Source organism: Polaribacter sp. Hel1_85, from assembly GCF_000766795.1.
Classification (GTDB): domain Bacteria; phylum Bacteroidota; class Bacteroidia; order Flavobacteriales; family Flavobacteriaceae; genus Polaribacter.
Window position 1 is genome coordinate 629117 of sequence record NZ_JPDS01000002.1, and the last position, 26491, is coordinate 655607.

Annotated in this window: 17 protein-coding genes, 1 tRNA gene and 1 pseudogene; 8 read left to right on the top strand and 11 right to left on the bottom strand. The window is 31.0% G+C overall.

The features are described from left to right. Positions 1-112: 112 nt before the first annotated feature. The 5 genes from PHEL85_RS09905 to PHEL85_RS09925 all read right to left on the bottom strand — a co-directional run bounded on the left by PHEL85_RS09905 (position 113) and on the right by PHEL85_RS09925 (position 8346). Positions 113-1585: an arylsulfatase gene (locus tag PHEL85_RS09905; RefSeq protein WP_036824587.1), complete on the bottom strand. Its 1473-nt coding sequence runs from the start codon at positions 1583-1585 to the stop codon at positions 113-115. A 101-nt stretch (positions 1586-1686) separates the two neighbouring features. Further along, positions 1687-3627 (bottom strand): sulfatase, encoded by a 1941-nt coding sequence (locus tag PHEL85_RS09910; protein ID WP_081965116.1) that lies wholly within the window; start codon positions 3625-3627, stop codon positions 1687-1689. Positions 3628-3644: 17 nt separating this feature from the next. Continuing rightward, positions 3645-5582 carry a sulfatase gene (locus PHEL85_RS09915; RefSeq protein ID WP_052108530.1) on the bottom strand — a complete coding sequence of 646 codons (1938 nt, stop codon included), beginning with the start codon at positions 5580-5582 and terminating at the stop codon, positions 3645-3647. A gap of 31 nt (positions 5583-5613) precedes the next feature. Then, the gene (locus PHEL85_RS09920; RefSeq protein ID WP_052108531.1) at positions 5614-6816 is read right to left on the bottom strand and encodes a putative glycoside hydrolase; all 1203 of its coding nucleotides are present in this window, start codon (positions 6814-6816) and stop codon (positions 5614-5616) included. A gap of 3 nt (positions 6817-6819) precedes the next feature. After that, a complete protein-coding gene (locus tag PHEL85_RS09925) occupies positions 6820-8346 on the bottom strand; it encodes an alpha-L-fucosidase (protein WP_081965117.1) in 1527 nt (508 codons plus the stop codon). A 310-nt stretch (positions 8347-8656) separates the two neighbouring features. Here PHEL85_RS09925 and PHEL85_RS09930 point away from each other — a divergent pair, with 310 nt between their 5' ends. The 6 genes from PHEL85_RS09930 (at position 8657) to PHEL85_RS09955 (ending at position 19682) form a co-directional block, all read left to right on the top strand. Further along, positions 8657-11803 (top strand): TonB-dependent receptor, encoded by a 3147-nt coding sequence (locus tag PHEL85_RS09930; RefSeq protein ID WP_036824590.1) that lies wholly within the window; start codon positions 8657-8659, stop codon positions 11801-11803. Positions 11804-11916: 113 nt separating this feature from the next. Then, a complete protein-coding gene (locus PHEL85_RS09935) occupies positions 11917-13707 on the top strand; it encodes an alpha-L-fucosidase (protein ID WP_036824592.1) in 1791 nt (596 codons plus the stop codon). Positions 13708-13716: 9 nt separating this feature from the next. After that, positions 13717-14865: a putative glycoside hydrolase gene (locus tag PHEL85_RS09940; RefSeq protein ID WP_036824594.1), complete on the top strand. Its 1149-nt coding sequence runs from the start codon at positions 13717-13719 to the stop codon at positions 14863-14865. Between the two features lie 10 nt (positions 14866-14875). After that, positions 14876-16417 carry a sulfatase family protein gene (locus PHEL85_RS09945; protein ID WP_036824595.1) on the top strand — a complete coding sequence of 514 codons (1542 nt, stop codon included), beginning with the start codon at positions 14876-14878 and terminating at the stop codon, positions 16415-16417. A 13-nt stretch (positions 16418-16430) separates the two neighbouring features. Beyond that, positions 16431-17813: a sulfatase gene (locus PHEL85_RS09950; RefSeq protein WP_036826160.1), complete on the top strand. Its 1383-nt coding sequence runs from the start codon at positions 16431-16433 to the stop codon at positions 17811-17813. A 30-nt stretch (positions 17814-17843) separates the two neighbouring features. Beyond that, positions 17844-19682, top strand: a complete 1839-nt coding sequence (locus tag PHEL85_RS09955; RefSeq protein ID WP_036824597.1) for an arylsulfatase — start codon at positions 17844-17846, stop codon at positions 19680-19682. 386 nt (positions 19683-20068) lie between these two features. On the opposite strand, the gene PHEL85_RS09960 is transcribed toward PHEL85_RS09955, so the two are convergent. The 4 genes from PHEL85_RS09960 to PHEL85_RS09975 form a co-directional block, all read right to left on the bottom strand. Then, positions 20069-20299, bottom strand: a complete 231-nt coding sequence (locus PHEL85_RS09960) for a hypothetical protein (RefSeq protein ID WP_036824599.1) — start codon at positions 20297-20299, stop codon at positions 20069-20071. Between the two features lie 321 nt (positions 20300-20620). Further along, a tRNA-Cys gene (locus tag PHEL85_RS09965) sits at positions 20621-20691 on the bottom strand. Positions 20692-20787: 96 nt separating this feature from the next. Beyond that, on the bottom strand, positions 20788-21144 hold the full coding sequence (gene folB / locus PHEL85_RS09970) for a dihydroneopterin aldolase (RefSeq protein WP_036824602.1): 357 nt from the start codon (positions 21142-21144) through the stop codon (positions 20788-20790). Between the two features lie 186 nt (positions 21145-21330). Further along, a complete protein-coding gene (locus tag PHEL85_RS09975; RefSeq protein ID WP_036824606.1) occupies positions 21331-21546 on the bottom strand; it encodes a zinc ribbon domain-containing protein in 216 nt (71 codons plus the stop codon). 109 nt (positions 21547-21655) lie between these two features. On the opposite strand from PHEL85_RS09975, the pseudogene PHEL85_RS09980 reads away from it, so the two are divergent. Both PHEL85_RS09980 and PHEL85_RS09985 read left to right on the top strand, forming a co-directional pair. Continuing rightward, positions 21656-23342, top strand: a pseudogene (locus tag PHEL85_RS09980) (glutamine--tRNA ligase/YqeY domain fusion protein). Positions 23343-23511: 169 nt separating this feature from the next. Then, on the top strand, positions 23512-23817 hold the full coding sequence (locus PHEL85_RS09985; RefSeq protein ID WP_036824609.1) for a DUF6370 family protein: 306 nt from the start codon (positions 23512-23514) through the stop codon (positions 23815-23817). A gap of 96 nt (positions 23818-23913) precedes the next feature. On the opposite strand, the gene PHEL85_RS09990 is transcribed toward PHEL85_RS09985, so the two are convergent. Both PHEL85_RS09990 and PHEL85_RS09995 read right to left on the bottom strand, forming a co-directional pair. Then, on the bottom strand, positions 23914-24954 hold the full coding sequence (locus PHEL85_RS09990; protein WP_036824611.1) for an aldo/keto reductase: 1041 nt from the start codon (positions 24952-24954) through the stop codon (positions 23914-23916). Positions 24955-25143: 189 nt separating this feature from the next. Beyond that, positions 25144-26331 carry a phosphoglycerate kinase gene (locus PHEL85_RS09995; RefSeq protein WP_036824614.1) on the bottom strand — a complete coding sequence of 396 codons (1188 nt, stop codon included), beginning with the start codon at positions 26329-26331 and terminating at the stop codon, positions 25144-25146. Positions 26332-26491: the final 160 nt, after the last annotated feature.

Genomic DNA, 26491 nt, shown 5'->3' on the forward strand with positions numbered 1-26491 from the left:
AATGATGTTTTTTAGGGGTACTAATTTGTCACTTCTTTTTTATTATTCTTATATCTAATTCAATCAAAACTATATCCCTTTTAATTATTTAAAAAGGACATTATTTTATTTTTTAGTTTGATAATTTTAGGCTCCAAAAAGGAATACCTATTTCTTTTAATTGTTGCTCATATTTTATATGAAGTGGCTGTTTTTTTACTCTTTTTCTATTTTCGTTTATCATAAAAGGAATAGAGGAAGACCACCATTCGTTATAAGGTTGTTCGAATTTAGTAATCACTTCTGGGTTTTCTGACGCAACATTTTTACGTTCTCCAGGGTCTTTAATAACATCATACAGTTCTTTATTGTTTACAAAACGCCATTGCTGACTTCTTATAGCCATTTTAGTATATTTAGCTTCTTCTATTTTTCCTGTTTTCCATCTTCCACAATGTGTAAATAACAAACGGTCTTCCCAGGTTGTTGCTGTGTTTTCTAATAATGGAATTAACGATAATCCTTTTAAAGATTGCATTGTTTCTGGCAATTTAGCGCCAGCCAATTCTGTAAAGGTTTTGTATAAATCTATATGAGCTGTAAGTTGGTTGATATCTTTTCCTTCGGATAAAATACCTTTCCAGTAAAAGAAAAGAGGTACGTGGTTTCCACCTTCATTAGGCGAGTTTTTTCCACCTTTAAGATTGGCATTAAAATGTTTTACTTTTTTCCCATTTAAAGTTCCTCCTAAATGTGTTGCACCATTATCTGTTGTAAAAATTATTAACGTATTATCTAAAACATCCCATTCTTTCAGTTTTTTTAGCAACCTTCCAAAATTGTCATCAATGTTTTCAATCATTCCATATCTTCCAGCAGTACCTTCATCATAACCCAATTCTAAGAAACGTTTTTTATAAGATTCTGGAGCAATTAATGGAGCATGAGGCGCATTTAATGATAAATACGTAAAATATGGTTTTTTAGCATCGATTTGTTTTTTTGTCCAAGCCAAACCTGCATCAAAAAAAACATCTGTACAAAAACCTTTCGTTTTTACAATCGTTTTATTGTGAAGTAAGATATTATCAAAATATAAGTTTTCTTTATTCGCAGGAAAATCTCCTAAACTTACTTGGCCAATACCTCCAGCACCATGCATAAGTACTTCATCAAAACCTCTGTTTTGAGGGAGATATTCATCTCCATCTCCTAAATGCCATTTGCCAAAAATACCTGTTTTATAACCTGCAGATTGTAAAGCTTGTGGAAGTGTGTAAACGTCCAAAGCCATTCTTTCTCGTTCTAATATTGTATGCGTTACGCCTACTCTAAATTCATGGTTACCACTCATTAATGCAGCTCTAGTTGGTGCGCAAGTAGGGCTTACATGGTATTCTGTAAAACGTGTAGATTTTTGATAAAAAGCATCAATATTTGGTGTTTTTACTACTTGATTTCCCATACAAGAGAAATCTCCCATACCTTGATCATCTGTCATTACAAAGATGATGTTTGGTTTGCTGTTTTTAAGTTTTTTTTGTGAATACGCTATTTTTGATAAAAACAGGAAACACAAAAAACAAGTAGTAACGATATTTTTCATATTTCCTGTTTTTATTATTTGGCTTTATAGAATTATTTTTTCTATAAAAAGATTATAGCTCTATTAAAAACCTATTATAAATTTTTACCTCCTTTAAGAGCTTAATTTTTTTTCTTCTTTTTCTTCTTTCCTTTTTTCTTTTTTCCTTTTTTAGGAGTCTTTATTAATTCATGAAATTTACTTTTTACCATAAATCTATTTTCATCAATAAAAATAACTCCACATTCATAAGCGCCTTTTGGCACATTAAAAGTGTATTCTAATTTGTTTTTACAAGCTTCTAAAGGCACTTCTATATAGGTTGTGTGTAATTTTTTCTTTCCTGTAGCACTTGGCTTATCAGAAATTTTAATAAGCGCATAGCTTTCAATTACTTTAGATTTTCCTTTTTCTAATTGAATAGAAACTTTTCGAGATGTAGCATCAAAAGAATCTGTTACTACAACTGGTATAGATGCTAACTTTTCTTTATCCGAAGGATCTTTAACATTCGTGATGCTTTTATAAGGTAGTTTAGCATCGTAATCTTTAAGGTACTTTTCTAGTTTAGCTGCTAACTTCTTAACAATTTTAGGAGATTGTGCAGCAATATCATTTTGCTCTTCTAAATCATATCTCTTTCCGTCTTTATATAAACGATGTAAAACATATTTACCTGAGTTAAAGTTTTTATATAATTTATAGTCTCCAGATCTTATAGCAGATTGGTTTTTAACATCGTCTCCATAAGGATAGTGCCACCATAAATCTTCTCTTGGTTTACCTTTGTTATCCTTTACCTCATTTTTGTTACTTAATAAGACATTAGAAATATCTAATCCATCGAAATCATCACTGTATTTAGAAGGTATTTTACTATTTGTAAGGTTTAAAATAGTTGGATAGAAGTCTAATTGATTGATTAAAACATCTTTTGTTTTTTCCTTTGGAATACTTGGTCCAGAAATAAGCATTGGAACTCTAATACCACCTTCTTCACTATATTTTTTACCTTTATCTAAAGGTGCATTGTCAGACATTACTTCTGCCTTACGAGTTTCTGCCCCACCATTATCAGATGAAAAGAAGATATAAGTAGTTTCGTATAATTTTTTACCAGGATTTCTAGGGTCATCTGTTTTCTTTAACAAATCTACAACACGTCCTAAACTCCAGTCTAAGGTTGTAACCATTGCACCAAAATAAGGATTGTTCTGACCTTCTTTAGTCCATTCTGCATCTACTTCTGGAAGTTCTACTCCTAATTTATCACAATAATAGTCTAATAATTTACGGTTTTTTGAGTGAATTGGATAATGAACCATCCAATGTGCTAAGTATAAAAAGAAAGGTTCTTCTTTACTTTCGTTTATAAATTTAAGGGCATTTTCTGTAACTGCATCAGTTGGGTAAGAAATTCCTTTAGGATTCTCCTTTGTAAAAGGGAAATACTTCTCTTTACTTAAACGGAATGGGTCATTAGCATCATTTGTTGCAAAATTAGTCAAACGCGTGTTAGGTTTTCTAGGTCCTTGGTGTGCTCCTCTAGACTCATGTACAAAATCAAAACCTTGATTTTTTGAATTTTGAATTTTAAGATGTCCTGCATGCCATTTTCCTACATGCCCTGTTTTATAACCATTCATTTTTAAAGCTTCAGCTATAGTAAAATTCTCTGGCATTAATCCTGATGGGAAATAAGGATTAATAAATCTACTCCCTTTACTAGCTTTAGGAATTTCTCCTCCACTTACATTTGTAATCCCAGTTCTAGCAGGATGTAATCCTGATAAAATAGCAGATCTTGAGGGCGCACAGGTAGGTGCTGGAGAATATGCATTTGTAAAATTGATAGCATCTTCTGCTAACTTTGTAATGTTTGGCGTATCCCAAGCACAAGGTTCGTCTAAATCATTTAATTGTACGTCTTGCCAGCCTAAATCATCCGCATAAAAAATGATGATATTCGGTTTTATTAATTTTGAATTCTTTTGACTATTCATCGTATTACATACAAATAGTGATAAGAACAATAAACCTAAAAGATTTCTTTTGTTTTTCATCGTAAGTATTATATAATTTATTTGTTTTTATTTTTTCTGTTTTTTTTGACTTTTTTAGATTTTTTAGGTGCTTTTAAAGTATGAAATTTACTTTTAACCATAAATCTGTTTTCATCAATAAAAATGATACCTGCTTCAGTTACTCCAACTGGAAGCGTTAAAGTATATTCTGATTTCTTTTTATTAAATTCTCCTTCTAATTTTGTAAAAGGTTCGTGTACTTTTCTATGTTTTCCATTTTTCTTAACGGCATGTAAATCTTTGTAAGATATTAATCCATAAAACTCAATAACTTTAGAGTTCCCTTTTTCTAATGTAACTGTAATTTTACGTGATGAAGGATCAAAAGAATCTGTTTTTATTTGTGGAATAGCAGCCACATTTTCTGGTTCTCCTTTTATTTTTAAAGGATTTTTATAAGGAAATTTAGCATCGTAATCTTTTAAATACTTTTCTAATCTTGTAGATAAATCTTTAACAATCTCAGGAGACTGTTCTGCAATATCAAATTTTTCTTCTAAATCTGCTCTTTTACCATCTTTGTACAAACGGTATAACTCATAATTACCTTTTGTATGGTTTTTATACAATTTATAATCTCCCGCTCTTATTGCAGATTGCATTTGATGTTCGCGATTGTGAGGAAAGTGCCACCATAAATCTTTTCTTTCTACTCCCTTTTCATCTTTAATAACATTTTTAGTATTTAATAATACGTTTGAAATATTTAATCCGTCTAAATCAGATTTATATTTCGTTGAGATCTTAGTATCAGTTAAATCTAAAATTGTTGGGTAAAAATCTAATTGATTTACCAATCCATCATATACTTTACCTTTTGGTATACTTGGTCCAGAAATAAGCAATGGTACTCTAATACCTCCTTCTTGAGCATATTTTTTTCCTTCATCTAATGGAAAGTTATCCGTTACAATTTCTTTACCTACGTGTTCTACAGCTCCATTATCAGAAGAGAAAAAGATGTATGTAGTTTCGTATAATTTTTTACCAGGGTTTCTAGGATCGTCTGTTTTCTTAAGTAAATCTACAACACGTCCTAAACTCCAGTCTAAAGTTGTTACCATAGACCCGAAAAAAGGATTTGTTTGACCTCCTGTAGTCACATGAGTATCTTTTGTTGGAAAATCAATTCCTAACTTATCACAATAGTATTGTAATAACTCACGGTTTTTAGTATGGATTGGAGAATGAACCATCCAATGTGCTAAATATAAAAAGAAAGGTTCGTTTTTGCTTTCACCAATAAATTTAAGAGCATTCTCTGTAATTTCATCATATGGGTATGAAATTCCTTCTGGAGATTCTTTTGTAAACGGAGGATACTTTTCTTTACTCAATCTATATGCATCATTTTTATTATATGTTGCAAACTTTGTTAATCTATTGTCTGGTTTTTTAGGTCCTTGATGTGCACCTCTAGATTCATGAACAAAATCAAAACCTTGGTTTTTTGATTTTTGAGAATCGTCATGTCCTGCATGCCATTTCCCAACATGTCCTGTTGTATATCCATTAAGTTTTAAAGCTTCTGCAATTGTAAAGTGTTTTGGAAACAAACCTCCCTCAAAAAAAGGTGATATATACTTTGCACTTTGTCCTGCATTAGGCATTTGACCTCCAGCAACGTGTGTTACTCCTGTTTTGGTAGGATGTAATCCACTTAAAACAGCACATCTAGATGGTGCACAAGTAGGCGCAGGAGAATATCCGTTGGTAAAGTTTACAGCATCATTTGCTAATTTTGAAATATTAGGAGTTTCCCATGGGCTAGGTTCGTCCAAATTATTTATTTCTGTATCCTGCCAACCTAAATCATCAGCATAAAAAATAATAATATTAGGTTTTATTGGACTCTCTTTTTCTTGAGCTTTAAAGCTCAAGGAAAAAACCAACAGAAATAAAAGAATGGTAGGTTTATTTAAAATATAGTTCATTGTTTTTGTTTTATTATTTAGACTTGGAGTTTTATTTAAAATTTAATTTTGCTGTTTTATTTTTTATATCTAGCCAAACATCTACATATTCAAACGATCTAGTATAGATGTAACCTTCACGTTTGGCAAAACTTAAAGGTTTTCCTAATGGTTTTTCATATTGAGGAAACGTTTTTAACCAAACAGCAGATTTTTGAATACCATAACCATCATGTGGATATACGTAACTGTATTTTTCTGCACAAACAAGAAAAATGGCTAATAGATAATCTAAGCGCTTTGTAAAATCTTCATTTATGCTTACTTTTTTTCTAACATCATCAATACCTTCTTCTGCGCCTTTTAATTCTTTACCAATACCAAGAGACATAGCAATTACTTTTCCTTCTCTTGCAGATTTTTGAACAGCTTCAATTCCTTGTGCTAAGTAATCTTCATAAGTCATGCCAAAACCTTTATGTTCAAACCCTTCTAAATAAGAACCGTCAAAGAACTTTAAGTATTCTCTACCAGAATCTTCGAATTCTGGCCGAACACGAATTATATTTGCTATGAGTAAATTATCATCTCCTAATTGTGATTCTAAATCTGACATCATGGATAAATACCCTTTCTTAATTGCCTTTTGTTTTTCTTCTCCAACACGACTATTAAAAAAACCTGGAACGAGTACTTTTATATTAGCATCTAAAAAAACACCATCAATAAATGGGTTTTCAGTAACTTTTTTTACATGGTTTAACCAATAATTACGAACGTAATCTTCTGATATGTCAAAGAATCCAGTTTTACCATTTGGCATTACTGCTTTTTTCCCTTTGGCATTGACTAATAACGCTTCTGGCTGTTTGTATAAAAAATTTTCATCTTCAGAATAACCGCCCCAATTAATGACTACATTCTTATAATATAATATTTTTGCATTTGGATTAATACTTTTTACGGCTTTAGCAGCTTTAATAGTTCCTTTTTCTGTTGATCCAAAAGTTTTATTTCCTGTTGTTTTTTCAAAAGTTATTAAAGGAAATTTTGATAAATATTTAATCTCTTTTTTAGAAAAAGCAGTTGATTTACGTAAATGCATATACAGCGGCATTTTATCCCAAGAAAATTCTGGCAACTTATTTTTTACTAACTTCACTGAAGTAGTATCTATGTTTTGTGTTTTGCACGAACTTAAACAAAGTGCTAAAACAACCAATAAAAATGAAGATTTTAAATACATTTTATACATAAATTATTTTAGAACTATTTTAAAACAAATTGCTGGCTGATTTGGTAATTTTTTAAAGTTATTTTTAATAACTAAGCCATCTTTTTCTTGACACCAGTTCACTTTTTCATTACTACCTAATAATTTAATTTCTTTTATTTTTTTATTTAAAAGACCTCCTTTGTTTAATGTTTTAATTAAAACATCTTCTGTTGGTGTTGCTAAAACAAAGGCATACAAGTTTCCTTCATTTGTAGTTATACGAATATCTTTTTCAGAGAACTTTTTTAGGTTCTCCCCTGCTCTTTTAGTAACTATTTTTAATGGACCTTCACCGTAAACTTTCCAAGGTCTAGTATTGTAGATTCCTTCATTGTTTATTTTTACAAATTCTCCAAAATCAGACAGCATTTTTACTTGATTTTCTGGGATAGTTCCATCTCCTTTTAAAGCAATGTTAATCATAACAACACCATTTTTACTGATTGCATCAATAGCATTGCCAATTAGAACATCTAAAGACATTTTTGTGAAAGATTTTTTTCTGTAGAACCAACTTCCAGATAAATCTGTAGCCCAAATCCATGGGTATTTTTGTTGTTCTCCAAACATTCCTCTTTCTAAATTGTAAGTAAATGCGGCTTTATTTTCTTTTGTGTTTTTAAATGATAAAACAGTAGTTTGATTTCCGTTATTTTCTTTTAAATCTCTATTTAAATAATCTGAAAATAGTTTTACTCCAATCCCATCTCCTGTTTTAATTGTAGGGTAAGGAGAATCATTGTTAAACATGTCTGGGTCATATTTATCTATTAAATCCCAACAACGTTTGTACCAATGTTCGTTCCAGCTTTTTTGACTAGCAAACTCGAAAGAGTCATAATCCATATTAAAAAATTCCCATTCAGGAGTTCCTTCTTTTTGAAATTTTCTTGCTGTTCTAAAAAAACGTGGAGACCAATATAAATGTGTAGAAACTCCAAATTTTAAATTGTGTTCTTGTGCAGCATCTTTCCATTCTCTAAGTATGTCTTTTTTTGGTCCCATTTTAACAGAGTTGTAAGGGAAGAAAGAGTCATACATGTCAAAATTATCATGGTGAGTTGCAACTGGCATAATAAAACGAGCACCACAAGATTTTACAAATTTTACAATTTCATTAGCGTTAAACTTTTCAGCTTTAAAATTGGGTATAAATTTTTCATAACCGAATTCAGATGGTTTTCCATATCTTTCTGTATGCCATTCTGTTAGTTTTGCAGTTCTTTTTCTGTCTGGTTCGTTTCTGGCATCATAATCTTTATCGCCGTACATTCTTCTTCCATAATGAGAACCATCATCTGCTCTGTTTTCATCAATAGAAGATGGAATTCCCCAATGCATCCAAACACCAATTTTACCATCTTGAAACCATTCTGGAACTTGATAGTTTTCTGCCATAGACTCCCAATTAGGATCAATTTTTCTAGACACCTTATTGTGTGTTGTTTTTTGACCGAAAATAAAACAAGTACTTAGTGTTAAGAAAAGGGTTGTTGTAAATATCTTCATATTATATTAATTCTTTTTATCAGATATACAAAGTAACTATTTACTACTTAACAAACGACTCTCTATTCCATCAATTTTTTGCTGTAAGGGTTCAAAAATTACGTATTTAATTCGGTGAAGATCTATTATATAATTAAATAAGATTAATTTTTGTAAAATTATCTATATCATAGATATAGTTGTGTTTAGGTCGGTAAAATTTAATATTTCACAAAAAAGAGCAAAGAAATGATTGAAATAAGAATACTATCTATTTAAATAAGTTAGACATTAGCATCACGAAATTAGACCAAAACTAAAATTATTAAACATGAAAAAAATCATAGCTATTATTACTGTTGTTTTGATGTCATCATTTACTTTTTCACAAGAAAGAGTAATTAATGGTAAAGTAACAGATGAAAACAATGTTACCTTACCAGGGGTAAGTATTTTTGTTAAAGGTACTACTAATGGTACAGTCTCTGATATGGATGGAGAATATAGAATAGAAGTAAAGAAAGCTGATGCTGTATTGGTTTTTTCTTATTTAGGTTATAAAACAGTTGAAAGTACAACTGCAGGTAAAAAAGAGGTGAATGTTCAAATGAGTACAGATACAGAATCTTTAACCGAGATTGTGATTACAGGTATACGTGCTTCTAATATATCTGAAGTAAAAGCTAAAAGAGATGCCGCTACTGTTATAGAAGCAATTACACCAGAAGATATTGGGAATTTTTCAGACACCAACGCAGCAGATGCATTGCAAAGAGTTGCAGGGGTGCAAATAGAAAGAGATGTTGATGGAGTTTCTGGAGATAGAGTTTCTATTAGAGGAATAGGACCACAATTTGTTGGTGTAACCATGAATGGGCGTACACCAATATCTGCAGGTAACGAAGGTAAATCAGATTTTAGAAAGTTTAATTTAAATGTGATCCCTACCGAAATTATTTCTGGAGCTAGAATTCATAAGACAACGCAAGCTAAAGAAGTTTCAACAAATATTGGAGGTACTGTAGATTTTCAAACGATAAGACCTTTAGATATAAGATATAAAGGAGGTAAAAATTATTTTGCCAGTATAAATGTAAGAGGTGCATCCAATTCAACAATTGAAGATCTTGATTTTGGTCATAGATTTTCAGGTGTTTATGGGGCAAAAATAAATGACAAGCTAGGAGTAGCCCTTGCTGTTATTTATGCCGATGAAGACAATATAAAAGACGAAACAGGGGTAAGAAGTGTTACTAATCTTGGTGGTTTAGGTATAACTCTTAACGATGATAATGGTAATGAATATGATAATGTTACAGTAGGAAGAACTTATAACAATGGATTGTTAAGAACTAATCAAGTACGTAAAGCAATATCTGCAGCTATTCAATGGAAACCAATAGAACAATTAAGTTTTGTATTAGACTATACTGGAACAAACGTAGAAGCTAATTCAGATAGACAGGTATTCCAAGTACTTCTTGGGAATACAAATGACAATCAATTGCTAGGAGGTTTTCATGAGTTTGAAAAAGATAGTCTTCTTTTTAACGAAACTAATGGTGTGAACTATGTGAATTTCATATCTCCTTCTTCAAATACCAATTCTAGAACTACCGTTAGGAATACAAATCAATTTTATGACAATCACTCAACCAACAATATAGTAGGTTTAAATACAACATACCAATCAGGTAAAGTGAAATTCATTACAGATGTTTCGTATTCTGACTTAGATTTTTTTCAAAATTTAACGCAAGTAAGAGCTCAGTTTGCTAGCTATGATGAAGCAGATTTAAGTGTTGACTTAAGAGGAGAACTTCCAGTTTTTGGATTGCCTTCAGATGTTTTTGACCCAAATGAATTCAGTATTCAGGCTATAGCACGTAGATTGATTAGAACTAAAGGATATAATTATGCTACAAAATTTGATGTGGAGTATGATTTAGATAAAGATAAAAAAATAACTTTTGGAGTTAGATATTCCAATAATACTATTGATGCTAGAGAAACAAGTACTGGAGACGCGGCAACAGCTTTTAATAATGCAGAAGATGCTGCAAATGCAGATGCTGATTTTAACGAGCTTATAGCAGAGGGAAACAGGGTAGGTGTAGGTTTTAATGGAGGGAATGTAGGTGGTTTAGAACAAGGATGGCTTTGGGTTCCAGGGAAGGTTGCATTAGGCTTTGTAGAAGGTCTATCAGGTATAGACGGAGGTAGTGTTTTTGATTTTGATGTAGATTTGAAAGATGTAGAGGGAGATGAGGGTAATTTAGGTTTAAATGCTAGAAAATCCTATAAAATAGAAGAAACAAGTACTGATTTTTATACACAGCTAGATTTAAAAACAGATCTTTTTGATATTCCTACGGCATTTAATTTTGGAGTTAGAGCTGTAAGAACAGATAATTTTGCAGCAGGGTTTAGTGAAGCAGTTTATTTCGATGCACAAGATGGTCAAGATGATGAATTAAGTGGTGCTGATCTTAGAGATTTTAATAATCAATTTTCATTACCATCTGAATACTATGAAATAGAAACTTCAAGATGGGATGTATTACCTAGCTTTAACGTTAATTTTTCATTAAAAAAGAATATGAAATTAAGGTTAAGTGCTGCTAAAGCAGTTTCAAGACCAAGATATGTTGCTATAATTCCAAACAATGCAATTTCTCTTCCTGCTAATCTTACAGCTACACAGTTAGCCGACCTACCTAATTCGGGAGTAAGAGGGCAAATTAGATCAGGTAATCCAGACTTAAAGCCTTATTCAGCGTGGTCATATGATACTACATTTGAATTTTATACTAAAAATGGAGGTGCTTTTATTTTTAGTGCTTTTTACAAACAATTAGAGAATTATATAACAAGATCAATAGAAGTAGGTGAATATCCAGGAGAAGAATTATTAGGGATAGCTTTACCTGATCATTTAACTGGTTTGATATTTGAAACCAGTAAGTCAATAAACATTACTGATGGGGATATTTATGGTTTTGAAGTTGGGCTTAATCAACACCTTTCTTTTTTACCTGGTTTTGCAAAAGATTTTGGTATAAAAGCTAATTATTCTTTTGTAGATAGTGAATTTGACGAAAATTTAGGGAACTCGGCAGACGGTTTTCCTGGATCATCAAAACACAATGCTAATGGAACTTTATATTATGAGCGTTCTGGTTTTTCTTTACGATTTACGGCAGCTTACAGAAGTGATTACTTGAGTAATTTAGGAACTGCTATACCAGGTAGTACAGGGGCTGTACGTGCAGATGAACCGCACTATACTGAAGGAAATACTACTCTTGGTTTTACAGCTAGAAAGAATTTATTAAATAAAAAATTACAAATTAGTGCAGGCGTATCTAACCTTACAGGCGAGGATATTCGTAGATATCAAGGAGGTGATAAACGAAATTTTTCAGCTTATTATAGTAGAAACCCTATTTGGAAATTAACGATGAGATATAAGTTTTAATCAAAAATAATACTATTTTTTCTTGAGAGTCATTAATGAAGTAGTCTTTACTGCCTCTCAAGAATAAGAGAATTGATATAAAATAAAAGTAAATTTAATAAGAATACATATATATGTTAAAAAAAGGATACTTAATTTTTTCTGTTTTGCTAATGTTTGCCTGTGTCTTGGATATAAACTCTCAAGATAAAAAAGGTAAAGGAATGGAAGAAATGTGGGGAGAAACAAACGTTTCTAGTGATGCCCTAAAAAGTGGAAAAGCTAAATTATTTGATGAAGGAAATTACGGAATGTTCATTCATTGGGGTTTATTTTCAAATCTTGGTGGTGTTTGGAAAGATAAAACCTATTACGGAATTGGAGAATGGTTAATGAGTAAACGTGTTGCAAATATTGCTCCGAAGGACTATATGGAAACTGCAAAAACTTTTAATCCTACCAAATTTGATGCAAAAAAGATTGCGCAGTTAGCAAAGGATGCTGGAATGAAATATATTATCATTACTAGTAAGCACCACGAAGGTTTTGCAATGTTCGATTCTAAAGTAAGTGACTTTAATATTGTGAAAGCAACCCCTTTTGGTAGAGATCCAATGCACGAATTATCTGCAGCATGTAAAGAATTAGGTCTTGGTTTCGGGTTCTATTATTCGCACAATCAAGATTGGACGGCTCCAGGAGGTGCTAGAGGGCCAAAAGTAGATGATAAAGGGAATAAAGTAGATTTTAAAGATTATTTCTATAATAAATGTAAGCCACAAGTAAAAGAAATATGTACTAACTATGGTCAAATTGATTTTGTTTGGTTTGATACACCTGGTGATATGCCAAAAGAATATGTAGTAGAATTAGCAGATATGGTTAGAGAATTACAACCTAAAGCTATGATGTGTAGTAGAGTTGGTTATGGTATGGGAGATTATGCCAGTATTGGTGATATGGAAGTACCTACTAGAAATGTTGAAGGATTATGGGAAACTTGTGATACAAATAATGATTCTTGGTCATATGCTTGGTACGATAACAACTTTAAAAGTCCTAAAAAAATTATTGGTAGAGTAATAGAAACTGTTGCAAGAGGAGGTACTTATTTATTTAATGTAGGTCCAGATAGTAGTGGATCTATCCCAAATATTGGAATAGAGTTTTTACAAGAATCTGGAAGTTGGATTAAAAAATATCCACAAGTAATTTATGATGCTGGTAGTTCACCTTGGGGTCGTGCTTTAACTTGGGGAGATGTAACTACAAAAGACAATTCTCTTTTCTTATCCGTAGGTAAATGGCCAACAGATGGTAAATTGTACTTACCAGGATTAAAATCTAAAGTGAAAAAAGTTTCACTATTAAAAGGATCAAAAAGTAGTAAATTAAAATTCTGTAAAGAAAATGATTGGTTAATTATAGATGTTCCTCATGAAGCTCCAGAAAAACTAATTTCTGTAATCGAAGTAGAACTTAAAGATGTAAAAGCAGAGGTAGAAACTAATTTAGGTATTTATCCAAATGTTGATACTAGATTATTAACTGAATTTGGTAAAGCAGATGGAGCAGAGCAAAAAAATGTTCGTTGGATGGAGAAGTTTGGTGAGTGGAAACACGCAAATCAAGTTAGTAACTGGACAGAAAACGGAGGTGTAACTTGGGAAGTAAATGTTCAAGAACCAGGATATTATTACTTAGACTTAGAGTATAAAGGTGATGGAAGATTAGTTTGGAAAACGACTACAGATGAAGGTGTAAAAGTTCAAAATCAGCAAGCTGCAACAAATAAATATGCATTTAGAAACATGGGTATTTTAGAGTTTAAAACAGCGGGTAATCATACTATTAAAACAACTTTAGTAGAAGGAGATGTTAAAACATCAAGCCTAAAATCGATTAAACTTACACCAATAAAATAAACATAAATAATGAAGTTCCCTCTTTCACATAAATCTTTATTTTTAATCGGTTTGTTTTTAGTTCAAACTGCATTTTCTCAAAATGATAAACATTTTCCAACTTTTAGTTGGGATAAAGTTCCTGTAGCTTTTCATTTTGGTAAAAAGGGAGATCTTTTAACAAAGAAAGAAGCTAAATTTATAGCTTCACATTCTAATTTTGTAGTATTAGAAAAAGCGCATGGTTTTCCGAAATATAAATATTCTGAAGAATCTATTGCTGCTGATGCTGCTGTATTAAAAAAGCTAAATAAAGACATGAAAGTTGTTTTTTACTGGAATGCTTTTTTAGATTATTCTATGTATAAAGCTCATGAAGAGTATCAAGAACATCCAGATTGGTGGTTAAAAACGAAGGAAGGTAAATTAGATTTAAAAAATGATAAAATTAAACGCTATGATCTATCTAATAAAAAACTAAGAAAATGGTGGATTAGTATTGCAAAACAAAATTTAAAAAACAAGAATATTGATGGTGTCTTTTTTGATGCATTGAACCAGGTAACTAGCCCAGGGAATAAAAGAATATGGGGAGATGAAAAATACAATGCCATTCAACAAGGGTTGTTAGATTTAATCAAAGAAACTCGATGTAAAATTGGAGATGATAAGATAATTGTATACAATGGAATACGCTCTACTCCCCTTAGAAATACCGGAAATGATTTTCCAGACAATACAGATGCTATAATGATTGAGCATTTTGGATTCTTTAATAGCAGAACGAAAGAAAGCATGCTAAAAGACATTCAAGAAATGGAAAAAGCAGGTAAAACCGGAAAAATTGTAGTCTTTAAAACTTGGCCAGAAAATGTTTGGTTAAACAAAAAGTTTATGGCTAAATCAGAAAAGCAAAAAGAGAAAATTTCTAAACAGCATTTAGATTTTGCTTTAGCTTCTTTTTTAGCTGGTGCACAAAAACATTCTTATTTTATTTATAATTGGGGTTATCGTTTAAGTATGGGGTCACTTTTATGGTATCCAGAATTAGACAAGCCTTTAGGGAAACCTTTAAATGATATGCAAACAAACGGTTGGGTTTTAACCAGGAATTATGAACATGCTAGTATTTGGGTAGATTTAGAAAATAAGAAAGCAAAAATTGATTGGAAAAATTAGAACTTAAACGATGAAAATAACTTTCTACTTTTATGTTTTCATAATGTTGGTTCTAACATCTTGCCAAAAGCAAACAAAATTATCAACAGAAATTACGAAACCAAATATTATCATTTTTTATGCTGATGATATGGGGTATGGGGATTTGGCTATTCAAAATCCACAATCTAAAATTCCTACTCCAAATTTAGATCAATTAGCAAAAGAAGGTATGCTAATGACAGACGCTCACAGTTCTTCTGGTATTTGTACACCAAGTAGATATGCACTTTTGACTGGTAGGTATCATTGGAGAGACTTTAATGATATTGTACATTCAATGGGGCCAACTGTTTTTAAAGAAAACCAGGTTACTTTACCTAAAGTTCTTAAAAAAAACGGTTATCATACAGCAGCAATTGGTAAATGGCATTTAGGTTGGGACTGGGAAGCAATCAGAAAAAAAGATTTTACTCAGAAAGAAAAAGTTATACGAAGAAAAAAGGAATTTGAAATTTGGCCAGCACAAGCGTATGATTGGGCTAAAAAAATTCCGAGTGGACCATTATCTATTGGTTTTGATTCTTATTTTGGTGATGGAACTATTAATTTTCCGCCTTATACGTGGATAGAAAATGACAAGGTTACAGAAGCACCAACGATTACTTTACAACATCCAAAAAAAGAATTTGCATTAGAAGGAAATTGGGAATTAAGACCTGGACCTTCAGTTAAAGATTGGGATTTTTATAAGGTTTTACCTACTGTAACAAAATCTGCAGTAACGTTTATAAAAAAACAAGAAAAAGCAAAGAAACCTTTCTTTTTATACATGGCATTTCCTTCTCCTCACGCTCCAATAATTCCAAATAAAGAGTTTAGAAGAAAAAGTAAAGCAGGACCTTATGGTGATTTTATGTATCAAACTGATGATGCTGTTGGACAAATTTTAGAAGCTTTAAAAAAGATAAATGCAGATGAAAATACCATTGTTATTTTTACTTCAGACAATGGCTCTGAAAAATACGCTTATGATCGAATAAAAAATTACAAACACAACAGTTCTAATCCATTTAGAGGTGTTAAAAGAGATGTTTACGAAGGTGGACATCACGTACCTTTTATTGTAAAATGGCCAAACAAAATAAAAGCAGGTACAATAAATCATCAACTTTTTAGTCAAATAGATATCTTAAAAACATTATCTTCTATTACAAAAAGTAATTTACCAAAAGGGTTTCAGCATGATAGTTATAATTTTTCAGATGTTTGGTTAACAGATAAAAGTAAACCAGTAAGAGATGTCCTTGTTCAAAATACTTTTACATCAAAGTACGCAATTAGAAAAGGTGATTGGTTATATATAAATAATAAAGACGGATATCATACAAGAATACCAAAGTGGTTTGAAGATGGCAAAAGCTTTGAAACAGCAAAAGACAGCGTACAACTTTTCAACTTAAAAAAAGATATTGGTCAAACTACAAATTTAGCAAGTAAATATCCAAATCTGGTAAAAGAATTAGCGCTTGAATTAAGTCTTCAACAAAAAACAGAAACTTTTAAAAATTAAAAATATTATGAGAATGTCCCTGTCAAAAATTATTACATTGTTATTTGTTGTAATTTCATTACTCTCTTGCAATATCATTAAAAAAGAAACTAAAATTGTAAAACAAAACTCAAAACCTAATATCATTTTTATTTTTGCAGATGATTGGGGTTTTGGAGATTTAGGTGTTTATGGTAACAAAGAAGTGGTTACTCCAAATTTAGATAAAATGGCTGCCGAGGGTACAAGATATACACAGTTTCATGTTACAAGTGGTGTGTGTTCTCCAAGTAGAGCATCAATTTTAACAGGTCATTTTCCTGCAAGACATCGAGTTCATGGTCATTTAGCTGGACATGCTTTGAATGTAAAAAGAAATATGCCAGATTATTTAGATGATTCTTTACCTGTTTATTTACCAAAAACTATGCAAAAAGCAGGTTATAAAACAGCTCATTTTGGTAAATGGCACTTAGGTGGTGGTGGTTTGCCTAATGGCGATCCAAATGCACCAGAAGCTAAAGCATATGGTTATGATGAGGCTAGAGTTTGGAATGGAAATGGCCCAACTTGGAAAGGAGATCAAAAATGGCCCACTACACGTTTTATGGATACAGATTCTTTATGGGTACAAAGTTCTAGTAAAATTGCTGTAGATGAAACTATTAATTTTATCAAACAAAATAAAGGTAAACAACCCATATATGTAAATCTTTGGTTAAAAGATCCACATACGCCACTTTGGCCTTCAGAAGAACAGCGTAAAGATTTTAAAGGTTTGTCTCCTAGTAAAGAAACGTATTATGCTGTTTTAAAAGATGCAGATTTTCATGTTGGAAGGTTATTAGAATCTTTGTCTGAAATGGGATTAGATGAAAATACATTAGTAATTTTTTCTAGTGATAATGGTCCTGCAGCTTATGGAGCTTCATTAAAAGCTGGATCTACAGGAGGTTTAAAAGGTAGAAAGGTTGATATTTATGAAGGAGGAGTTGTTGTGCCTTTCATTGTAAAATGGAAAAACCGTGTAGCAGCAAACAAGGTAGATTCTACAAGTGTACTTTCTGCAGTAGATTTATTACCAACATTTGCCAATTTAGCGCAGATAGAATTACCTAAAAACTATGGAGTTGATGGAGAAAATATTGCATCAATTTTAGATAATAAAAGTTTTGAAAGAACAAAACCTTTATTCTGGGAATGGCGTTTTCCAAAAGTAAAAACAAATCATTGGGCAGAAGGAGCTGTTAGAAAAGGCGATTGGAAATTGTTGTTTAATGATAAAATTAATAAAGTAGAATTATATAATATCCCAAAAGATCCGTTTGAAAAAAATAATTTAGCAGAAAATAATATTCAAATTGTAAATGAACTTAAAAGTTTGTGGAAAAATTGGAAAAAAGATCTACCTAAATAATTTCAGATAATTTATAAAAAGAAAATCAAAATGAATAAAAAAATAGTATTTTTAATTGCCTTGGTAGGAATTACAATTTCATGTACCTCTCAAGCAAAAAAAACAGCAAGTTCTAAAGAAACAAAAAAGCCTAATGTAATTATTGTTATTACAGATGATCAAGGTTATGGAGATATTGCTGCTCATGGTAATACATTAGTTAAAACACCTGCTTTAGATAAATTTCATGATGAATCTGTTAGATTAACAGATTTTCATGTTGGTCCAACTTGTGCACCTTCTAGATCTGGTTTAATGACAGGTAGATATGCAGATAGAGTTGGTGTTTGGCATACAATTGGTGGGGTTTCAATCTTAAGAAAAGATGAGGTAACTATGGCCGATGTTTTTAAAGAAAATGGTTATGAAACAGCAATGTTTGGTAAATGGCATTTAGGAGATACTTACCCTTCTAGACCACAAGATAAAGGCTTTAAATATACCGTTTCTCATGGTGGAGGTGGAGTTGGTCAGACTCCAGATTATTGGAACAATGATTATTTTGATGACACATATTTTAAAAATGGAGTTCCAACAAAATACGAAGGGTATTGTACAGATGTTTGGTTTGATGAGGCTATAAAATATATAGAAGAAAAGAAAGACGAACCATTTTTTGCTTACATATCTACAAATGCACCACATTTACCTTATAATGTGCCAGAAGAATATTATAACCAATATAAAGATTTAGACATTCCGGAGTTTCAAAAAATATTTTATGGAATGATTACAAATGTTGATGAAAATTTTGCAAAACTTCAAAAAAAATTAAAAGAATTAAAAATTGCAGATAACACAATTGTAATTTTTATGACTGATAATGGTACAGCTTCTGGTTATAAAAAAGTTGGAGGTAAATTATATGGTTATAATGCAGGAATGAAGGGTACAAAAAACAGTGAATATGAAGGTGGACATAGAGTGCCGTTTTTTATATCATACCCAGGTAAAAATATTAATGGAGGAAAAGATGTAACAGATTTAACTGCTCATTTAGATATTTTACCAACATTAGCAAATATTTGTAATCTAGATTTACCAGAGAGACAAAAGGAAATTGATGGTTCAGATATTTCATCACTTCTTTTAGGAACTGCAGAAACTATTGGAAGAGAATATTTAATTACAGATTCTCAACGAGTTCAAAGTCCTATAAAATGGAGAAAAAGTGCAGTAATGTCTAACAAAATGAGATTGATTAACGGTAAAGAATTATACGATTTATCTAAAGATCCAGGTCAAGATAATGACATAGCAAGTCAGTTTCCTGACAAAGTTAAAAAAATGCGAAGTCATTATAATGAATGGTGGAGTTCTGTTTCTGCAGAATTTAACCAATTTCCAATAATTATTTTAGGATCTGATAAGCAAAATCCAATAGAATTAACGTGTCATGATACACACGTTCATGATTCTAAAATTCCTTGGAATCAGAATTATATTAGAGAAGCTAAAAAGAATCCTTTAGGAGGTGAATTTACCGTAGAATTTGAACAATCTGGTACTTATCAAATAGAATTAAGTAGATGGCCATTTGAATCTGGTTTAGCAATTAATGATGCTGTAAAAGGAAGAGAGGCAACATTATCTACAGAATCAATTAGTGATGGTAGAACAATGAGTTTTAAATCTGGTGGTGTAAAAATTGGTGCTTGGGAAAAAACATTAAAAATAGAAAAAGAAGCAAAAACTCTAAGCTTTAAAGGTAACTTTACAAAAGGAAAAACGAATATGAGTGCTTGGTTTACAAACGATAAAAATGTAGATTGGGGAGCTTTTTATATTAAAGTTACAAGAGTTTCTAATAAGTTTTCTTCGATAGAATAATCGTTTTTTTAATAGATATTTTTTTTGATTCGATCTTGTTCTGGTGTAAATAAATTTAATTATTCCAGACATTTATAATGCTCTGTGTGAATAATGCAATCTATTTTATGAAATAAAAAAATAGTTTTAGTAATTTCAAAACTTAGAAAAACCAACCCATATTGGGTTGGTTTCTCTTTTTAATGCTAAATGTTTTTCTTCTTCTTAATCCAAAGAATAATTAAATTGCAACTATCCTTAATAATTTTAATAATTAAATCATTTGCATCTTTTTTTTGATCCATAATTTTATAAGTTTTATTATTATATAATAAGGAGTTTAAGGTTTGAAAAAGATCTGTACCATTTTCAATTATTAGGATCTAGAGTTTTTGGAGTAACAAATTTTAGCGCATGTCATCTACACTATTTGAGATACCATTTACAAAATCTTTAATGATATTCAATTCTCCTGCTAATTCTGATCCTTTAAAACCTGTAATGTTTTCATATGAAAAGTTTGAATTATAATATTCTAAATATTTTTTTGCTAGCGGTATATAAGACCAATGCCACTTTTCCATATTATAACCAGTTCTGCCATTTTCTTTAGAAGTATAAACTTGATGGATGCTCAAAATTTAAGAAAATATGAATTAGGTAAACAAGAAATGAAAATTTCTATGCTTAAGAGAATTGCAGATGCATTTGGAATTTCTACATCAGAGCTTATTGACTTTCGTTAGAATTTTGAAAAAGAGAGAGGTTAAATATTAATCAATTCCATAAATAAAATTTAGAATTTGAAAACCAAAAATGGTCAATATGGAGAAACACAAAAAGTACTCAAACCATCATAAAAATTGACCTAATTTTAGTTTGCAGGAATCTGGTTGGAATTTAGACAAAACAAAAATCCCTAACAAATTAACTGTCAGGGATTAAACTACTTTTCGAAGAGGTGTCTAGCGGATTCGAACCGCTGTACATGGTTTTGCAAACCATTGCCTAGCCACTCGGCCAAGACACCTTTTTATCTTAAAAACTAATTTTCAATAAATTGATAATCTGTTTTAAGGATTGCAAATTTAAGCAAATTTACACGTATTGCAAGTGTTTTTTAATATTATCGTTTTTTTGTTAGAATTATTACAACTTCTTCTACGTTTCCGCCAATTGGTGGATTAATTTTTGCAACAGAAACAGTTGCTTTTTTAATCATTTTTAACTCTTTAAAAAAACGATCTAGAATACGTTGCGCAACTTCTTCTAACAATTTAGAACGAATTGCCATTTCTTCTTTTACAATATGATTTAAATGAACATAATCGACAGTATCTACTAATTCATCTGATTTTGCAGATTTTTTTAAATTGGCTTTTACCTCTATATCAACTTTATATTCAGAGCCAATTTTGGCTTCTTCGTCTAAACATCCATGGTATGCATAGAGTTTTATGTTGTTAACTTGTATTATTCCCATTATTTCTTAAAAAAGACAAATATACTTCTAATAACCGAATTTTATTAAGATTCTTGTGTTAGTGATTGCAATAGAAATCCTTTTTATGAAGAATGAATAAAAAGATTGGAATGGAAAGCACGACTTTAATCCTGATTGCTTTCAGGATAAAGGAACACCCATATTTAGAAAAGCTCAATATTAATTCTAACTTGTAAAAAAGTCGAAAACATTACTTATTGCGCTTGTTTTTGTTTTATAAAATTCTGTGTAAGTACAACGATTACAAGTTACGCTTGTGAATTTCTGATTTTGAATATCGAAAATTTTTGACAATGTACCTCCTGTTGCTCTCATTTCTGCAACTTTATAGGTTTTATGATCACATTTTGGACATGTATAATTTCTTATTTGATTACTCATAGTAAATAGTGTTTATTTATTAGTTGCTAAAATTTTGATTTTGTTACAAAACTCTCAATAACAACGAAGTATTTTCCGTAATTTTGCAGCTTAATTTTTCATATAAATTATGTCTGAAGAGAATAAATCGCTCAATTTTTTTAGAGCACATTATAGAAGATGATTTGGCGAATGGAATGCCTAAAGAAAATTTACGTTTTCGTTTTCCACCAGAACCTAATGGTTATTTGCACATTGGTCATACAAAAGCAATAGGTATTAGTTTTGGTTTAGGATTGCATTACAACGCGCCTGTAAACTTGCGTTTTGACGATACAAATCCTGCTAAAGAAGAGCAAGAATATGTAGATGCAATTAAGGAAGATATTTCTTGGTTGGGTTACCAATGGGCAAACGAATGTTATTCTTCAGATTATTTTCAGCAATTATATGACTGGGCAATTTTGTTGATAAAAGACGGAAAAGCATATGTAGATTCTCAGTCTTCTGAAGAAATGCGTGCTCAAAAAGGCACACCAACTTCAGTTGGAACCAATAGTCCTTTTAGAGATAGATCTGTTGAAGAAAACTTGGAAATATTTCAAGGAATGAAAGATGGAAAATTTAAGGAAGGTGAACATACTTTGCGTGCAAAAATTGATATGGCTGATGACAATATGTTGATGCGTGATCCTTTAATGTACAGAATTATGTACAAATCTCACCACAGAACTGGTGATGATTGGTGTATTTACCCTATGTATGATTGGACACATGGTGAAAGTGATTATATTGAACAAATATCGCATTCTTTATGTTCTTTAGAGTTTAAACCTCACAGAAAGTTATACAATTGGTTTAGAGATAATATCTTAGAATATAGCAAATCTGAATATCCAAATCCGCCAAAACAACGTGAGTTTTCTCGTTTAAACTTAAGTTATACCATAATGAGTAAACGTAAGTTGCTGAAGTTGGTAGAAGAAGGTATAGTATCTGGATGGGATGACCCAAGAATGCCAACCATTTCTGGTTTAAGAAGACGTGGTTACACGCCTGCTTCAATTAGAAGTTTTGTAGAAACTGTTGGTGTTTCTAAACGTGAAAACGTAATTGATGTCGCTTTATTAGAATTTAAAATTCGTGAAGATTTAAACAAAACTGCCAAAAGAGTAATGGGAGTTTTAGATCCTGTTAAAGTGGTCATTACTAATTATCCTGAAGGTGAAGAGGAATTATTAGATGCTAATTATAATGATTATGAAGAAGGTTTTGGAAGTAGAGCTGTTCCTTTTTCTAGAGAAATTTATATAGAAAGAGAAGACTTTAGAGAAGAAGCTAACAAAAAATTCTTCCGATTAAAATTAGGAAAAGAAGTTCGTTTAAAAAACGCATATTTTATTACAGCTAATAGTTGTACAAAAGATGCTGATGGAAATATTACAGAAATACAATGTACTTATGATCCGTTAACAAAATCTGGAAGCGATACACCAGAAAGCAAACGTAAAGTAAAAGGTACTTTGCATTGGGTTTCTGTAAAACATGCTGTTAAAGCAGAAGTAAGAGCTTATGATAGATTGTTTTTAGACGAAGCACCAGATGCTCATAAAGACAAAGATTATATGGAGTTTGTTAACCCAAATTCTTTAGAAATTATTGAAGCTTATTTAGAACCTAGTTTACAAACTGCAGAAATTGGAGAACGTTTTCAGTTTCAACGTTTAGGGTATTTTAATGTTGATGATGATTCTACCAAAGAAAACCTAGTATTCAACAAAACTGTTGGATTACGTGATTCTTGGGGAGGGAAATAGTGAGCAGTGTTCAGTTGGCAGTTGCAGTTTTTCAGTCTTACTATTTTAAATAAATAGAATTAAAAAACATCTCTATACAATTTTGATTAAAAATAAAAATCACTAAAAGTGACAGAAACCAAATAAGAACCAATTGTCAGTTCGAGCGCAGTTGAGAACAATTAAAATTATGAAAAAATTACTTCTATTATCGATCTTATTTATTGGACTTTCTTGTGCAGACAAAAAAGTAGAAATTAAGCAAGTTGCAGAAATTTCTTGTGGACAATGTAAATTCGAATTAGAAGGAGGAGGTTGTAATTTAGCGGTTCGTTTTAATGACCAAGCATATTATGTTGATGGTTTTGGAATTGACGATTTTGGTGATGCTCACGATTTAAAAAAAGGTTTTTGTAACGTAATTCGAAAAGGAGAAATTGCTGGAGTTGTTGAAGATGGAAAATTTAAAGCAACTTCTATAAAATTGGTTGAATAACATCAATTTATAAATAAAATTAAAAAAATCCGATGAAAATAATTTCATCGGATTTTTTTATACTGTAAACTGAATGCTAATAAACTGTCAACTAAATTATGGAGCAGGATTTGGAATCAATTTATGAACAGCTTCAATTTCTTGTAATACTTCTTCAGATAAATCAATATTGATACTTCCAATGTTTTCTTTTAACTGACTTATTTTAGTTGCTCCAATAATATTTGCAGTTACAAATGGCAACTGATTTATGTAAGCTAAAGATAATTCTGTTAAGGTAATTCCTGCGTTTTTTGCAATTGCTTCATACTTTAAAACTGCTTGTTGAACCAAATCAGATTGGTATCTTAAAATATAATTAGGAAACAAAATTCCTCTTGCATCTGCAGGCTTTTGTCCTCTTAAATATTTACCAGTTAATACACCTTGTGCTAAAGGAGAATAGGCTAATAAACCAATATTTTCTCTCATAGAAACTTCAGACATTCCGTATTCATAACTTCTATGAACCAAAGAATACGAATTTTGCATGGTAATCATTCTTGGTAAACTCAATTCTTTTGCAGCTTGTAAATATTGTAAAGTTCCCCAAGGAGTTTCGTTAGACAAACCAACTTGTCTTATTTTTCCTTGTTTAATTAAAGCATCTAAAGTTTCTAAAATCTCCACATGATTTTCTGCTTCTTTTCTAGAAGTTTTATAAGGATAATCTCTCAAACCAAAAGTATTTACACCACGCTCTGGCCAATGCAACTGATACAAATCTATATAATCTGTTTGCAATCTTTTTAAACTTTCTTCAACAGCTTCTATAATTGCTTCTTTAGCAAAACCATTTTCTCTAATATGAGCAGTATAAGGTCCTGGACCACAAATTTTACTGGTTAAAACAATTTTATCTCTATTACCCGTTTTTTTAAACCAATTTCCAATAATTTTTTCGGTAGAACCATACGTTTCTGGAGTTGCAGGAACAGAATACAACTCTGCAGTATCAAAGAAATTCACACCTTGTTCAAGAGCAAAATTCATTTGTTCAAAACCTTCTTCTTGTGTGTTTTGTTTTCCCCAAGTCATGGTTCCTAAACAAATTTTACTAACTTTTATATCTGTATGTGGTAATTTGGTGTATTTCATTTTTTGATGTGTAAACGTTTTAACTGTGTAAATGTAAAAAGAACCACGAAATTAAAACTTAAACTTTAATAAAACAAAAAGCGTATAATTTTAAAAATTATACGCTTATAAGAATAAATTATATACAAGATAAAAAATTAATTTTCTCTTGAGTGTTCCTTCCCGTTGGGGAAGGTTAGGATGGGCTTTTTATTTTAATATAGCTTCAATTCCTGGTAACGTTTTTCCTTCTAACATTTCTAACATAGCACCACCACCAGTAGAAACATAACTTACTTTATCTGCAAAACCAAATTGTTTAACAGCAGCAACAGAATCTCCACCTCCAACTAAAGAGAAAGCTCCGTTTTTAGTTGCTTTATCAATAGAATGACCTAAAGCAATTGTTCCTCCTGCAAAAGTTTCCATTTCAAAAACACCTAAAGGTCCGTTCCATAAAATAGTTTTACATTTATTTACAACAGCATCAAAATTTTCTCTAGATTTTGGTCCTGCGTCAAGTCCTTGCCATCCATCAGGAATTCTAGTAATGTCTAAAATCTGAGTATTAGCATCATTAGAAAAATCATCAGCAGCAATAACATCTACAGGAATATGAACTTCAACTCCTTTAGCTTTTGCTTGCTTTAAGATATCTAAAGCTAATTCCATTTTATCATCTTCACAAATAGAATCTCCAACAGTTCCTCCTTGTGCTTTTATAAAAGTAAAGCTCATTCCACCACCAAGAATTAAGTGATCTACTTTATCTAAAATATTTTCAATTACAGTAATTTTAGACGATACTTTTGCACCTCCTAAAATTGCTAAAACTGGTTTTTCAGAATTGTTTAATACCTTATCTATACTTTCAATTTCTCTTGCTAATAAGTTTCCAAAACATTTGTTTTCTGGAAAAAACTGAGCAATTATAGTTGTTGAGGCGTGTGCTCTGTGTGCAGTACCAAAAGCATCGTTTACATAAATATCACCAAGTTTCGATAATTTTTCTGCAAAAGCAACATCTCCTTTTTTCTCTTCTTCATAAAAACGTAAGTTTTCTAATAATAAGATTTCTCCAGATTCTAAATTTGCAACAGCTTCTTCTACTTTATCACCAATACAATCTGACACAAATTTTACTTGAACTCCTAAAATTTCAGTTGCTTTTTCAACAATATGACCTAAAGAAAATTGATCTTGAAATCCTTTTGGACGTCCTAAATGCGACATTAAAATACAGCTTCCTTCTTGCTCTAAAATATCTATAATTGTAGATTTTGCAGCTTGAATTCTTGTAGCATCTGTTACTTCAAATTTATCATTTAAAGGCACATTAAAATCTACACGAATTAGCGCTTTCTTATTCTTGAAATTAAAATCTTTTAGTGTTTTCATCTTTTATTAAATCTATTTTCAACAAAAATACCTTTTTATTTGCTCTTTTTGATGAGTAAAACCTAAAAATCAATACAACGTTTTCGAAGGTAAATCTATCTGTTGCAACGAATTCACAATTTAAAAGATTGCCTTCTAAAATTAATGAATTAATGACAAA